Below are 14,250 nucleotides of genomic sequence, written 5' to 3'. Positions count from 1 at the left end.
TGAGGTCGCGTTGCAAGGCCGAGACCGGGTTCGACGCGCCCCGCGCACCCGTGTTCCGTAACTGCCCCAGCCTGATGGCGGCGGAGTAGGAGAGAAGCGGGCTGGCGCGGGGCTCAGTTCCGCGCCAGCATCTTGCAACGTCTGCCCAGCCGTTACGGCGGGCGCCCGGTTCGGGCCCTTACCCGCGGCGCCCGACCGACGTCCACCTCCGCCATCGCAGACGCTCCCGCCACGCCCGTCGGCGTCGATCCGGCGGCTTCGAAGAGCCATTTCACCAAGGAGCGGACCGCGGGCGTGTCGACGAGCACGCCGCTGCCGACCAGGAAATAGGGCGATGGCGATGGCGTCGACATGCCGGTCGGGTTGACCAGCTTTCCCTCCGCAAGCAGCGACTCCACCAGCCGGCTCCTGCCCAGTGCCACGCCACCCCCGGCGGCGGCAAAGGAGAGGCACAGCGCCGACGAGGCGAAGCTGACGCCGGATTCGGTGGGAAGGTCGAGATAGCCGACTGTCTCGAACCAGCCTTGCCAGCCCGGCATCAGCCCCTGGCTGCCGAACGTATGATCGTGGATCAGCACCACGCGCCGGAACCAATCCGGTCCGTCGAAGGGGCCGATCCGGGCCAGCAGCTCCGGCGAGCAGACCGGCATGATCTGCTCCGTCATCAGTTCGACCACCTTCAGGCCGACATAGCTTCGCCAGCCATAGGCGATCGCGATGTCGCTGAACCGCGTCGCCTCGTTGCGCGGGAGCGGTCTGGCCGCAACGTGCAGGACGATCTGCGGATGGCGCCTGAAGAAATTCGGAAGCCTCGGAATGAGCCAGTTCTGAGCAAGCGAGCTTTCGACGCTGATGGTGATCTCGGAAGGCCCCTCGGCCCGCATGATGCGGCGCGTGGCATCGCCGAGGAGATCGAACGAGCGGCGGACGTCGATGAAGTAGCGCTCACCCTCTGCCGTGAGCTCGACGCCGCGCGCCTTGCGCCGGAACAGCTCGATGCCGAGTTCCTCCTCGAGCGACTTGATCTGCTGGCTGACGGCGCCTGGCGTGATGGCGAGTTCGAGCGCCGCCTTGGCAAAGCTGCGATGGCGACCGCACGCTTCGAACACGTGCAATGGGCGTATGCCGGGTATCCGCGTGGAACTCTCCCAAAGGCTTAGTCCAGCTAAACCGTAGGCTAACTATTTCTGGCTTGCAAGCGATCCGAAGCGCGCGGAAGGTGTGGCTTGAACGCCTATGCAGAGATCGGAACGACCGCAGGGCACCTTTTATCGCATCGAAGGGGAACAGGATGCAGCAGGGAACCACCCTCACCGTACGCAACGGAACTCTCGCCGCGCTGCGAGGATCAATCGCGGCCATGGCGATGGCCGCGACGGTCATTTGCACAGGCACGGCCGCAATGGCTCAAAATCTTGTCATTGCTGGCGTTTCGGCGCCGACGAGCCTCGACCCTGACGTCTGGACGCCGGGGACCATCGAGACGATGGTGAACGTCTACGAAGGCCTCGTCCAGTACGGCTACACCGACGGACCGGATGGCGAGCGGATCATCAATCCCACCGACATCCAGCCTCTGCTGGCGGAGAGCTGGACTTCCAACGAGGACAAAACCGAATACGTATTCAAGTTGCGGCCTGACGTCGCCAGCCCCTATGGCAACACGCTGCGCGCCCAGGACGTCGTCTGGTCGTGGAACCTCGCCGCCGAGCGAAAGCAGACGGGTGGGTTCCTGCGCAGGACGGCTGCGGTCACCAATGTGGAGGCCATCGACGACAGCCACGTCAAGTTCACCCTGTCGGCGCCGCGCCGCATGTTCCTGCAGATCCTGGCGCTCTACACGCCGCACATCATCGACACGACCGAGGCACTGAAGCACGCCACGGCGGAGGATCCCAACGCGCTCGCCTGGCTGAAGCAGAACACGGCGGGCTTCGGCGCCTACCACCTGACGCAGTTGCGCCCCGGCGAGGCGGCGATGTTCGAGGTGAACCCGAACTATCCCTTCGAGAAGCCCTACTACAAGCGCGTCATGTACCGCGAGGTCCCGGCACCGGCGAACCGCGTCGCGCTGCTGCAGGGCGGCGACGTGGCGATCGCCGAGGAAGTGCCACTCGACCAGATCGTCAACCTGATCGACGACAAGCGCACCAAGGTGACCTCGGTGCCCGGAACGGCGTCGGCGTCGCTGCGCATCAACGTCACGAAGCCGCCCTTCGACAACAAGCTGGTGCGCCAGGCCGTCGCCTGGGCGCTCGACTACGACGCGCTCAACCAGAACGTCTTCCGCGGCAAGGGCGTACGCGCCCGGTCGATCCTGGCGCCCGCCAACACAGGCTATGTCGAAGCCTACCAGTATGACCACGATCCGGAGAAGGCCAAGGCCCTGCTCGCCGAAGCCGGCTTCAAGGACGGCGTCGACATCACGCTCGAATATGCCGCCGCCTGGTGGTGGGAAGAGGCGCTGGCGATCCAGATCGCCGACCAGCTGCAGAAGAGCAGCTTCCGCGTCGACCTGAAGAAGCTGCCGAACGCCGAGATGGCCGCCCGGCGCAATGCGACCGAGCGAACCTCGCCCTTCTTCCTCCATTCCGCCAACGCCTTCGCGCTCGATCCGACCTACTCCTTCTCGCTGCAGGTCTACTCCAGCGGTGTCGGCAACAACACCGGCTACGAGAAGCCGGAGTTCGATACGCTGGTGGACGAGGCGCTGGTCGAGAAGGACGACGCCAAGTGGCTCGATCTGGTCGCGCAGGCCCAGCAGATGGTGGCCGACGACGCCCCCGTCATCCCGACCTACTATCCCGGCACTTGGTTCGTCTCGGCGCCCTGCATCAAGGGCAACCTGTGGCAGCCGCACAACCGCGTCATGTGGCGCTATCTGAGCTGCGCCGAATAAGACGGCCGGTTCGACGTGACAGGCAACTCGGTCATCCTCGCAGTCGCGCGAGCCATCCTCACGCGACTGCTGGTCGCCATACCGATGCTGCTGGGGGTGATCCTCGTCACCTTCCTGCTCATCCGGATCGGCACACGTGACGCCTCGCTGATGCTGGCGGGGCCCTTCGCCGACGCAGCGATGCTGGAGCGCATCCGCAGCAACCTCGGGCTGGACCGACCGATCTACGAGCAGTTCTTCATCTATGTCGGCCATCTGGCGCAGGGCGATTTCGGCCTGTCCTGGATCTCGGGCCGGCCGGTGATCGACGAGATCCGGCCGCGGCTGGTGGCGACGATGGAACTCCTCCTGCCGGCCTTCGCCATCGGCGGCTTCGCCGGCGCCTCGCTCGGCATCGCGTCCGCCTTCCGCTACGGCTCGCGGTTCGACCACACCTCGCGCTTTCTCTCGCTCCTCGGCTTCTCGGTGCCGACATACTGGATCGGATTGATGGCGATCTTCCTGTTCTATTCCGTGCTCGGCATCGCCGCCGCCCCGATGGGACGCATCGGCATGGCCTCCTTCCCGCCGCCGCCGGTGACCGGCAGCGTCCTGATCGACGGGGCGCTGGCGGGCGACTGGGAGGCGGTGGTCGACGCGCTGCACCATCTCGCGCTGCCCGTGACCATCCTGGCGATCATCATCGCCGCCCCCATTCTCAAGCATTCGCGCATCATCGCGCTGGACGTCATCAACAGCGACTACGTGTCCTACGCCCGATCCTGCGGACTGCCGCCGCGCATCATCCGCCAGATCGTCGTGCGCAATAGCCTGGCGCCGATCCTGACACTCGCCGGCTCGGAGCTGACGGGCACGCTGGCGGCGGTCTCCCTGCTCGAACTCATCTTCGCCTGGGGCGGCTTCGGACAATGGGGCCTCAACGCGATCCTCTCGGGCGATTTCGCGGCGGTCCAGGGCTATGTCGCGGTCATCGCCCTGTTCTCGATCGCCGTCTTCCTGGTGATCGACCTGCTCGTGCTCTGGCTTGAGCCGCGGACGAGGAGCTGACCGATGGCCATCGCGATCTCTGAGATCAGGGCGGGCGACCGGCTGGCGCGGCTGTGGCGGCGCTCGTCGAGCTTCGTCGTCGGCAGCGCGCTGGTGGCGCTACTCGTCCTCACCGCGCTCCTCTGCGGCTTCGTCAGCCCCTACGGACCGACCCAAGTTCTGCCCAATGCCATCCTCCAGACGCCGTCCGCCGCCCACTGGTTCGGGACCGACGGCAACGGCATGGACGTCTTCACCCGCGTCCTCTACGGCGCGCGATACGCCATCGCCATCGCCCTGCCCTCTGCCTTCGTCATGGTGGCGGTCGGGGTGCCGCTCGGGCTGATCGCCGGTTACTACGGTGGCGTGGTCGACGAGGTGCTGACGCGCATGCTGGACGTGCTGCGCGCTTTCCCCTCGATCATCCTGGCGCTCGCCGTCGTCTCCGCTACCGGGCAGTCGCTGATCAACGTGGTCGTCGTCATCGGGCTGATCGACGCGCCGATCTTCGCGCGGGTGGTCCGCTCAGAGGTCATTTCGATCCGGCGCAGCGATTTTGTCGCCTCGGCGGTCGTCACCGGCAACCCGACCTGGCGTATCCTGTTCGTCCATCTCCTACCCAACACCATCAAGGGCGCGGCCGCACTGCTGCCGCTGCGCATGGCGTGGGCGCTGCGCGTCTCGGCGACGCTCGCCTTCGTCGGCGTCGGAATCCAGGCGCCGGAGCCGGAATGGGGCGCGCTGATCCGCCAGGGCGCGGAATATATCATCAGCGGCCAGCACTGGGTGGCGATGTTCCCGGGCATCGCGCTGGTGATCGCCGTCTTCGGCTTCAACCTGATGGGCGACGGCCTGCAGGAACTCACCGACCCGCGCCTGGACGTCAAGAAATGACCGACATCCTGAAAGTCCGGGGTCTGCGCACCCACTTCGTCTCGCGCAACGCGGTCAATGAGATCCGCACCGCGCGCGCGCTGAACGGCGTCGACCTCACTCTGCCGGCCGGCCGCATTCTGGGTGTGGTAGGCGAGACCGGCGCCGGCAAGTCGCTCACCGTGCAGACGATCCTCGGCACGCTGAAGGCGCCGGCCGAGCGGGTCGCCGGCGAGATCGAACTGATGGGCCAGCGCCTCGACACGATGCCGGAAGCCGAGCTCAACCGTCATCGCGGCGCCACCATCGGCCTCGTCGTGCAGTCGCCGGTGACCAGCCTCGATCCGCGCGTGCGGGTCGGCGACCAGCTCGTCCGGCTGCAGCGGGCGCACCGCGACATCACGCGCGCCGACGCCCGGGCCCGCGCGATCGACATGCTGAAGCGGGTCGGCGTGCCGAGCCCGCAGGAGCGGATGAAGGCCTGGCCGCACGAACTCTCCGGCGGCATGGCGCAGCGCGTGGTCATCGCCATGGCGCTGATCAACGATCCGGTCCTGCTCATCGCCGACGAGCCGACGACCGGGCTCGATGTCACAGTGCAGGCGCAGATCCTCGACCTGATCCGCGACCTCATCGCCGGCACCGACCGCGGCGCCATCATCGTCACGCACGACCTCGGCGTCGTCGCCCAGTATTGCGAGCATGTCGCGGTGATGTATTCGGGCGTCGTCGTCGAGCACGGACCGGTCGACGAGGTCTTCGTCGCCCCGCGCCACCCCTATACCACGGCCCTGCTCGCGGCCGCCGACCTCGCCGCAGCCGCGACCGGGCGGCGCCCGCTGCCGCCGTCGACCCCGCCCAACCTCTACGACCTTCCCGCCGGCTGCCTGTTTGCGCCGCGCTGTCCCAAGGTGCAGGCCGTGTGCGCGACGGAGCCCCCGGCCAAGCCGAGCCCGAGCGGGCAGGCCGAGACACGGTGCCACTTCGCATGAACACGACCGGACCCCTCCTGACCGTCCGCGACGCGGTCAAGCACTTCCGTGGCGGCGGCCGCACGGTCCACGCGCTCAACGGCGTCAGCCTCTCGATCGCGCCGGGCGAATCCGTCGGCCTGGTCGGCGAAAGCGGGTCCGGCAAGACGACGCTCGGCCGGCTGATCCTGCGCCTCGAGCAGGCCACGTCCGGCTCGGTGGAGTTCGACGGCCACGACGTCACCACCTGGCGCGAAAGCCGCATGCGCCGGCTGCGGCCGGCGGTGCAGATGGTGTTCCAGAGCCCTTACGCCTCGCTCAACCCGCGCATGAAGATCGGCGCGCTGATCGAAGAGCCGCTGAAGCTGCACACCACCCTTTCGAAGGACGACAGGAAGAAGGAGGTACGCGCTCTCGCTCGCCGCGTGGCGCTGTCGGAAGTGCTGCTCGAGCGCCACGTGAACCAAGCGTCGGGCGGCCAGCTGCAGCGCGCCTCGATCGCCCGCGCCATCGCGACCAGGCCGAAGCTGCTGGTCCTCGACGAACCGACCAGCTCGCTCGACCTGTCGGTGCGGGCGGAGATCCTCTCGCTGCTCGGGTCGCTGAAGGAGGAGCACGGCATGGCCATGCTGTTCATCAGCCACGACCTCGATACCGTGCATGCGATCTGCGACCGCGTGTGCGTCATGTATCTCGGACGCATCGTCGAGACGGGCAGCCGCGAGGCTATCTTCCGCGCGCCGCTGCATCCCTATACACGCACCCTGCTCTCGGCCCAGCTGTCAGCCGATCCGCGCGTCACGCGCGAAAGGCTGCCGATCCTCGGCGAGCCGCCGAGCCCGCTGAGGCTGCCGCCCGGCTGCGGCTATGCAGAGCGCTGTCCGATTGCCGAAACGGCCTGCACGACAAAGGCCATCGCCCTCACTGCCAAGGCGGATGGCGACCATTCGGTCGCCTGCATCAAGACCTGACCTCCGGCGATCTCCAGAAAGGAATACCCATGACCGGCCATATCGATATCGTCGTGAACGTGCTGACGCCACGCGAGATCGCCGAGAACCGCAACCCGACCGACGACCGGTTCCACGACCAGGTTCGCCACTCGTCCGAACTGCGCCGCGGCGTGGAGATCGAAGACTATCTGCGGAAGATGGACAGCGCCGGCATCGAGCGCTCGCTGCTGGTGGCGGTGCGCTGCGGCGACCTGCGCATCCGCGGCTCGATGGAGATCACCTACGAGCGCGTCCACGAGATCTGCAATGCCCATCCCGACCGCTTCTCGGGGCTCGCCGGCATCGACCCGATGCGCGGAATCTCGGGGCTGCGCGAACTCGACCAGGCCGTCAAGGAGTACGGCTTCGTCGGAGCGCATCTCTATCCGCACTGGTTCGGCCTCGCGCCCGACGCCGCGCAGTATTACCCCTACTACGCGCGCTGCGCCGAACTCGACATTCCGATCATGATGCAGGTCGGCCACAATCTGATCTACCAGAAGGACCGCCGCCTGCCGTCGGTCGGCCGCCCGATCTGCCTCGACCAGGTGGCGATCGATTTCCCCGAACTCGTGCTCATCGGCATCCATCTCGGCGTGCCATGGACGGACGAGATGATCTCGATGGCCTGGAAGCATCCGAACGTCTACATCGGCGGCGACGCCTACGCGCCGCGCTACTGGCCGCCGCAGATGGTTCACTATGCCAACACCTATGGCAGCCACAAATTCCTCTTCGGCACCGACTGGCCGGTGATCGACCCGGAGGAGGCGGTCCGGCAGGTGGCCGATCTCGGCTTCCGTCCCGAATCCCATCGCCGGATCATGCGCGACAACGCGCTGCGGCTGTTCAAGCTGCCGGGCTGGCGCGAAGACGCCGCCATCGCGGCGGAGTAGGCCATGTCGACCAGCACCTACCGCCCGAAGACGATCAGCTCCGGCGTCCGCATCTCGGCGGCCCGGACGCCGCGCAAGGTCGCGCTGCGCGGCGACTTCGACTCGATGACATATGCCACGGTGGTCGACCGCATCAACCGCGTCGCCAACCTCGCCCGCGACGGGCTTGGCCTGCGGCCGGGCGACCATGTCGCGATGATGTGCGGAAACCGGCCGCAGTTCCTCGAGATCACGCTCGGCATCGCCGACGCCGGCTGCGCCACGGCGATGATCAGCCCGTTCTCGACCCGCTTCGAGGCCGCCTACATCGCCAATGACAGCCGGGCGAAAGTGATCTTCGTCGATCCGGACTACGAGGATGTGATCCGCGAGGCGGAACTCGAGCACGAGCCGGTGATCATCGTGCTCGACGCGCGCTACGAGGCGCTGCTGGCGAAGGCGTCGAGTGCGGAGCCAACGGTTCCGGTGGATTCGGGCGACATCTTCTGCATCCCCTACACCTCCGGCACCACCGGCAAGCCGAAGGGCGTGCTCCTCTCGCACCGCTCCCGCGTCGACCACATGACGCTGGTGCTCGGCGCCTTCCAGGGCGGCTACAATACGACCTGCCGGACGCTCGCCTTCACGCCCTTCTTCAACGGCGCCGGCTTCATCGCGGCGCTCGTGCCCATCTGGTTCGGCGGCGACTGCCGCATCATGCGCAAATATGATCCCGAGGAGTTCCTGCACTGGCTGGAGGCCGACCGCATCAACAACATGTTCACGGTGCCGACCCATTTCCACGGCCTGTTCAAGCTCGACGAGAGCGTGCTGCGCCGAGCCGACACCTCTTCGCTGAAGGTGATCAACTCCAACGCCGCCGCCCTGCCGCACGCCACCAAGGAGCGCATCATCGACTATTTCGGCGAGGGCATCCTCTTCGACAGCTACGGCGCGACGGAGACCGGAGGCGCGACGACGATCCGCCCCGAGGAGCACATGCGCAAGATTTCCTCGGTCGGCCAGGCCAATCCCGGCGCCGAGATCCGCATCGTCGATGCCGACTGGCAGCCGGTGGAGCAAGGCAAGCCGGGACGCGTGGCCATCCGCAACAGCTGGCTCTTCTCGGGCTACTGGAACCGGCCGGAGGCGACGGAGGCCGCCGTGCGCGACGGATGGGTCAGCGTCGGCGACCTCGGCTTCCTCGACGAGGACAACTTCCTCTACATCGTCGACCGCGAGACCAACACGATCATCTCCGGCGGGCAGAACATCTTCCCCCGCGAGATCGAGGACGTCCTCTACGGCCATCCCGCCGTGGCCGAGGTGGCCATCGTCGGAAAGCCGGACGACTACTGGGGCGAGGCCGTCATCGGGTTCGTCGTCGCCCGCCCCGGCGTTCCCCAGCCTGGCCTCGAGGAGTTGCGCGCCTTCTGCGATAAGCGGCTCGCCCGCTACAAGCTGCCGAAGGAAATCCGCTACGTCTCCGAACTGCCGAAGAACGGCACCGGCAAGATCATGCACCGCACCCTGCGCGACCAGCTCGTCGCCGAAGCCAAGGGGCGGACGCCGGGATGAGACGCGGCTACCTGCGGATCGGCGACCGCCACGTCCACTACCGCCGGACCGGCCGCGGCTCGGCCGTCATCCTGCTGCACGCCTCGCCGGTTTCCGGCGCTATGTTCCTCGAACAACTCGCGGTGTTCGGGCGGCACTTCGACGCCATCGCCATCGATACGCCGGGATACGGCCTGTCGACGCCGCTGGACCACCAAAAGCCCGAGATCGCAGACTATGCCGACGCGGTGGTCGAGACCTTGGACGCGCTCGGCCTCGACCGGGCGATCCTCCACGGTCGGCACACCGGCGCCTCGATCGCGGTCGAGACCGCGCGGCGGCATCCGAGCCGCGTGGCGCTCGCGCTCTGCGACGGCTATCCCGTGTTCACGTCCGGCGAGAGCGAGCGTTACCTCACCCAGTATCTCGTGCCCGTCGAACCGCAATGGGACGGCAGCCACCTCGCCTTCTGGTGGCTGCGCTATCGCGACCAGCACGTGTTCTGGCCCTGGGACCTCCAGCAGACCGCCTACCGCGCCGACACGGATCTCCCCGACGTCAACTTCCTGCATCGCGGCTTCACCCAGATCATGATGGCGGGCGACGGCTACCGCACCGCCTATGCGGCGGCCTTCCGTCACGATTCGATCCCGGCGCTGAAGGAGACGCGCACGCCGGTGATGCTGACGGCACGGCCGGGCGACAGCCTCTATGCCGTCTTCGCGACGGTTCCGGAATTCCACCCGAAGCGCGAACTGCCGCGTGACACGATCGAGGCCGCCCATGCCGAGGTCGCGATCATGCAGACGGTCCCGGCCTCCACCGGTTCCGAACCCAGCTCCCCTTCATGGCGAGACGCGCAGCCAGACGGCCGCTTCATGCTGCCCTGCGGCGAGGGCACGCTCCATGCCCGCCTCTTCGGCACGCCCGACGGGCGGCCGCCGCTGGTCGTCGTCGCGCCTCTGCCCGGCGGCATAGGCGGCATCGAGGACGACCTCTCCGAAATCGCCCGCTCCTGGCCCGTCCTCGCGGTGGAAGCGCCCGGTCAGGCCGACAGCGAGACCGGCGATCCCGGCTCGATCCAGACGTCCGCCGCCTGGATCCGGCAGGCGCTCGACGCCTTCGGCTGCCCGATCCGCGCGGTGATGGGCTGGGAAGGCTCGGCGGCTCTGGCGCTGGAAATGGCAGCGGCCACCGGCGCCACCGCCTTCCTCGTCGATCCGCCGGCGGTGCCGCCTGCCCTCCGAAGCGAGTTCCTCGACCGCTACACCGCCGACCTGACGCCGCATGTCGACGGACGCCACGTCCCCGTCGCCTGGAGCCTCGTCCGCGACGAACGGCTCTGGGCGCCCTTCTACGAGCGGGTTCGCTCCGCCGCGCTGCCGTCGGTGAGCGGTCTCGACGCTGCCCTGCTGCACAGGAAGGCCGTCGACCTCTTCAAGCAGCCGACCATGCTCGCCCCGGCGCTCGCCCAGCTGTGGCGCTACCCTCTCGCCGAACGGCTGGCGGAGCGGCGGGCCGACACGATCGTCTTTGCCATGCCGCAGGACCGGTTCGCGAGGCTGTGCGTCGACGGCCTTTCGCGGCGCTCGGTCGATGGTTTCACCAGCCTCGGTGCCGTCGTGGCCGATGCGCTGTCGCGCAGGTCTGCATGAGGCTCGCGGAGGCCGACGTCGCGGCGATCGCCGGCAGGATCGCGCCGGGCACCGTCAGCACCGATCCCGGTGAGCGTGCGGCCCTGTCGATGGACGTCTTCGAATGGCCGGACGAACGGCTGGCCGACATCGTGCTCTCGCCCGTCGACGTCGACGGCGTGCGCGCGGCGGTTGCCTGGGCGGCGGGCCGGGGCATGGTGATCGCCCCGCGCGGTGGCGGCATGTCCTATACGCGCGGTTTCCAGCCGCAGGCCGGAAGCGTCGCGCTTCTCGATCTGCGGGCCTTGAACGGAATTCGCCACCTGTCGCCGGAAGACCGGTTCGTCGTCGTGGAAGCCGGCGCCACCTGGCTCGATCTCGACGGCGCCCTGCAGCCTTACGGGCTGACGCCGGCGCTCGCCGGGCCGATCTCGGGTGCGGTCTCCACGATCGGCGGCGCGGTCTCGCAGAACATGCCGGCCGGCATGCACCACGTGCTCGGCCTCGAACTCGTCCTCGCCGAAGGGAGCCTCGTCACGACCGGCGCGCTGGCGCGTCCTGGCTCTCCCGGCGCGCTGCGCGCCAGCGGCCCCGATATCACCGGCCTCTTCATCGGCGATTGCGGCGCCCTCGCCATCAAGACGGCCGTCGCCCTGCGCCTCGTGCCACGCGCCGCGGCGTCCGAATGCGCCTCCTTCGGCTTCGAAGACCCGGCCTCGCTCGCCGAAGCCATGGCCGCCGTCCAGGCGCGCGACACCGGCGTGGCCCTGATGGGGCTCGCGAACCGCAGCGTGCGCGACCAGGCCGCCGCAGCCAGTTTCGGCGAAGCGATCTCGATGCTGCGCGGCACGGTGACAGGCGCTTCGTCCTTGCTGCAGGGCATCGGCCGAGCCGCACGCCTGGCGCTGCGCGGCGTCGGCCGCAGCGACCTGCCCTGGGGGCTCCACCTCACCGCGGAAGCGGGCAGTCCGGCCACTGCCCGCGCGCTCCTCGCCGAGGCGGTGGCGGCGGTACCGTCGCATGCCGTCCCGATGCCGCCCACCATCCCGCTAGCGATGCTGTCGCGCCCCTATTCCGTGCGCGGCATGCTCGGCCCGAAGGGCGAGCGATGGGCGCCCGTCCACGGAATCATGCCGCTCGGCCGCATAGGGCACGCGACACGGGCGCTTGAGCGATTTCTCGCCGATGCGCAGCCGCGCATGGAGGCGGAAGGCTTGTCCCATTCGATGATGTTCTCGGCGCAGGACACGAGCGTCCTGGTCGAGCCGATGATCTACTGGCAGGACAGCCTGAGACAGGTCCACACGAGCGCGCTGAAGCCTGAAGTCGCCCGGCGCTTCGCCGGCCATCCGCAGAACCCGCGGGCCCGGGCCCTCGCCCGCGAGATCCGCCGCGGCCTGCTCGAAATCCTCCTGCAGGAAGGCGCGATGATGGCGCAGCTCGGCCGCTACTATCCCTACGAAGCGCTGGCCGAAGAGCCGGCGCGAACACTCGCCCGCGCGATCAAGGACGTTGTGGATCCGAACTGCGTCCTCAACCCCGGTGTGCTCGGCTGGGAGCGTCGGTGATGGAATTCGCGACGGTCGGCGACGTGCTGCGGCGCAACGCCGCCGCTCATCCGGACAAGACGGCCTTCGTCTTCGGCGAGACCCGCGTCAGCTTCGCCGGGCATCTCGACCGCGCCGAACAGGTCGCCCGCGCCATCGCCGCGGCCGGCGTCGCGCTGCAGGACCGCGTGGCGGTGATGTCGCGCAACACCCGAGCCTTCATGGAGGTTTACGCCGGGGCGGAACTGTCCGGCTACATCGTCGCCACGGTGAACTTTCGGCTTGCAGCACCGGAGGTGCAGCGCATCGTCTCGATCGCCCGGCCGCGCATCCTGTTCTACGAGGCCGCCTTTGAGCCGGTGGTCGAGACGCTGGTCGGCAGCGGCGTGCAGCTGTTCGTCGCCATCGGCGGCGAGCCGGCGGCCTGGGCCGTGTCCTACGAGGATTTCGTCGCGACCGCCGATCCGGCGCAGCCGCTCGCCTCTCCCGACATCGACGACATCCTGCACCTGATCTTCACCAGCGGCAGCACGGGCACGCCGAAGGGCGTGATGCGATCGCATCGCACCGAACTCGCCGTCTGCAACTACTTCGCCACCGAGATCGAGATGCAGCCGGAAGATCGCCTGCTCCTGATGATGCCGGTCTTCCACGTCGGCCACCGTTTCATGCAGCTCGGCGGGCATTTCCGCGCGGCGGAGATCCACGTCCAGGCGGACTTCAATCCGCGCGCCATCCTCGACACCATCGAACGCGAGCGGATCACCATCACCCATCTCGCCCCGACCATGGTCAAGGCGCTGCTCGACGTGCCGGGCGTCGACGCGCGGGACTTCGGTTCGCTGAAGAGCATCGTCTACTCCGGCGCCCCGATGCCGGTGCCGCATCTGGAACATGGAATGCGGGTGTTCGGCGACGTCTTCCTGCAGCTCTACGGAATGTCGGAAGGCAGCGCCACGACGCTGCACCGCCACGAGCATCGCATCAGGACGGCGCAGGACCGCCAACGCCTCGCCTCCGTCGGCCGGGCCTCCCGCGGCGTCGCGCTCAGGATCGCCGACAGGGCCGACCGGGCCGTCCCGATCGGGGCGGTCGGGGAGGTGCAGCTGAGGGCGCCGACCATCATGAAGGGCTACTGGAACGACAGCGAGGCGACGGTGGCGGCGCTTCACGGCGGCTGGTACCACACCGGCGACATGGGCCGGCTGGACGAGGACGGCTATCTTTACCTCGTCGACCGGGCCAAGGACATGATCATCTCCGGCGGCGAGAACATCTATTCGCGCGAGGTGGAGACCGCCATCGCGTCCCATCCCATGGTCGAGGACGTGGCGGTGATCGGCTTTCCGGACGCCTATTGGGGGGAGATCGTGCTGGCCATCGTCGTCGCCCGCGATCCGGCTCCGTCGGCCGAGACCGTCATCGCGCACTGCCGCAGCCAGATCGCCAGCTACAAGAAGCCACGATCCGTCGTCTTCGCGACCGACCTGCCGCGCCTGGCATCGGGAAAGGTCGACAAGGTCGCGCTGCGCCGGGCGTTCGGCCGCACCGCCGACGCGGCGGCCTCGTCCGGCGGATCGCCGGCACCGGCTTGATGCCACTCGTCGATAGGCGCGGGCAACGCGCCGTCCAGCCCGCACCCGTCTTTGCGGCCCGGACGCGGATGTGACCGGCGGGCATCGCGACGCCGGACCTGCCGCCGTCAGTCCGATCCGGCTGCGCTGGATACGTTCTAAAGGCCACCATCTCCCGAAAGGGCTTAGAAAGCGGCGCCGGTCGCGGTAAAGATGTGCTCCTGACGCCACTAGGCTGTTGATTTCCACCCAGAAGTGAGCCGGGCTGGCGTGTAATTTTCATTGAGAACTGAGCCATGTGA

The 14,250-nt window shown here is 68.1% G+C and carries 11 protein-coding genes; 10 read left to right on the top strand and 1 reads right to left on the bottom strand.

Going from position 1 to position 14,250, the window contains the following annotated elements:
• Positions 1–152 precede the first annotated feature (152 nt).
• Positions 153–1,109, bottom strand: a complete 957-nt coding sequence (locus EJC49_RS16490) for a LysR substrate-binding domain-containing protein (RefSeq protein WP_245453434.1) — start codon at positions 1,107–1,109, stop codon at positions 153–155.
• Positions 1,110–1,402: 293 nt separating this feature from the next.
• On the opposite strand from EJC49_RS16490, the gene EJC49_RS16485 reads away from it, so the two are divergent.
• Genes EJC49_RS16485 through EJC49_RS16440 form a run of 10 tightly spaced genes read left to right on the top strand, consistent with a single transcriptional unit; the run spans position 1,403 to position 13,969 of the window.
• On the top strand, positions 1,403–2,899 hold the full coding sequence (locus EJC49_RS16485; RefSeq protein ID WP_170314751.1) for an ABC transporter substrate-binding protein: 1,497 nt from the start codon (positions 1,403–1,405) through the stop codon (positions 2,897–2,899).
• Positions 2,900–2,914: 15 nt separating this feature from the next.
• Entirely contained in the window at positions 2,915–3,946 is a 1,032-nt protein-coding gene (locus EJC49_RS16480) for an ABC transporter permease (protein WP_126701032.1), read from the top strand.
• Positions 3,947–3,949: 3 nt separating this feature from the next.
• On the top strand, positions 3,950–4,819 hold the full coding sequence (locus tag EJC49_RS16475; RefSeq protein WP_126701031.1) for an ABC transporter permease: 870 nt from the start codon (positions 3,950–3,952) through the stop codon (positions 4,817–4,819).
• Entirely contained in the window at positions 4,816–5,790 is a 975-nt protein-coding gene (locus EJC49_RS16470; protein ID WP_126701030.1) for an ABC transporter ATP-binding protein, read from the top strand. Before EJC49_RS16475 ends, EJC49_RS16470 begins: the two co-directional genes overlap by 4 nt.
• Complete coding sequence (locus EJC49_RS16465; protein WP_126701029.1) at positions 5,787–6,740, top strand: ABC transporter ATP-binding protein; 954 nt, start codon at positions 5,787–5,789, stop codon at positions 6,738–6,740. Before EJC49_RS16470 ends, EJC49_RS16465 begins: the two co-directional genes overlap by 4 nt.
• Before the next feature lie 29 nt (positions 6,741–6,769).
• The gene (locus tag EJC49_RS16460; protein ID WP_126701028.1) at positions 6,770–7,657 is read left to right on the top strand and encodes an amidohydrolase family protein; all 888 of its coding nucleotides are present in this window, start codon (positions 6,770–6,772) and stop codon (positions 7,655–7,657) included.
• A 3-nt stretch (positions 7,658–7,660) separates the two neighbouring features.
• Positions 7,661–9,214: a class I adenylate-forming enzyme family protein gene (locus EJC49_RS16455; RefSeq protein WP_126701027.1), complete on the top strand. Its 1,554-nt coding sequence runs from the start codon at positions 7,661–7,663 to the stop codon at positions 9,212–9,214.
• Entirely contained in the window at positions 9,211–10,848 is a 1,638-nt protein-coding gene (locus EJC49_RS16450; protein ID WP_126701026.1) for an alpha/beta fold hydrolase, read from the top strand. The genes EJC49_RS16455 and EJC49_RS16450 overlap by 4 nt, the downstream gene beginning before the upstream one ends.
• Positions 10,845–12,395 (top strand): FAD-binding oxidoreductase, encoded by a 1,551-nt coding sequence (locus tag EJC49_RS16445; protein WP_170314750.1) that lies wholly within the window; start codon positions 10,845–10,847, stop codon positions 12,393–12,395. Before EJC49_RS16450 ends, EJC49_RS16445 begins: the two co-directional genes overlap by 4 nt.
• Complete coding sequence (locus EJC49_RS16440; protein ID WP_126701025.1) at positions 12,395–13,969, top strand: class I adenylate-forming enzyme family protein; 1,575 nt, start codon at positions 12,395–12,397, stop codon at positions 13,967–13,969. Before EJC49_RS16445 ends, EJC49_RS16440 begins: the two co-directional genes overlap by 1 nt.
• The last annotated feature ends 281 nt before the right edge of the window (positions 13,970–14,250 follow it).

Origin of the sequence: Aquibium carbonis (assembly GCF_003970795.1) — a bacterium.
Taxonomy (GTDB): domain Bacteria; phylum Pseudomonadota; class Alphaproteobacteria; order Rhizobiales; family Rhizobiaceae; genus Aquibium; species Aquibium carbonis.
Note: the sequence above shows the minus strand (reverse complement) of the source record. Positions and strands in the feature narration are given on the sequence as shown.

What these genes read in the sequence shown, in the direction of transcription:
- EJC49_RS16475 (WP_126701031.1), top strand. Translation starts at nt 3,950, where the DNA reads ATGGCCATCGCGATCTCTGAGATCAGGGCGGGCGACCGGCTGGCGCGG.
- EJC49_RS16445 (WP_170314750.1), top strand. Translation starts at nt 10,845, where the DNA reads ATGAGGCTCGCGGAGGCCGACGTCGCGGCGATCGCCGGCAGGATCGCG.
- EJC49_RS16450 (WP_126701026.1), top strand. Translation starts at nt 9,211, where the DNA reads ATGAGACGCGGCTACCTGCGGATCGGCGACCGCCACGTCCACTACCGC.
- EJC49_RS16460 (WP_126701028.1), top strand. Translation starts at nt 6,770, where the DNA reads ATGACCGGCCATATCGATATCGTCGTGAACGTGCTGACGCCACGCGAG.
- EJC49_RS16440 (WP_126701025.1), top strand. Translation starts at nt 12,395, where the DNA reads ATGGAATTCGCGACGGTCGGCGACGTGCTGCGGCGCAACGCCGCCGCT.
- EJC49_RS16455 (WP_126701027.1), top strand. Translation starts at nt 7,661, where the DNA reads ATGTCGACCAGCACCTACCGCCCGAAGACGATCAGCTCCGGCGTCCGC.
- EJC49_RS16470 (WP_126701030.1), top strand. Translation starts at nt 4,816, where the DNA reads ATGACCGACATCCTGAAAGTCCGGGGTCTGCGCACCCACTTCGTCTCG.
- EJC49_RS16465 (WP_126701029.1), top strand. Translation starts at nt 5,787, where the DNA reads ATGAACACGACCGGACCCCTCCTGACCGTCCGCGACGCGGTCAAGCAC.
- EJC49_RS16485 (WP_170314751.1), top strand. Translation starts at nt 1,403, where the DNA reads ATGGCTCAAAATCTTGTCATTGCTGGCGTTTCGGCGCCGACGAGCCTC.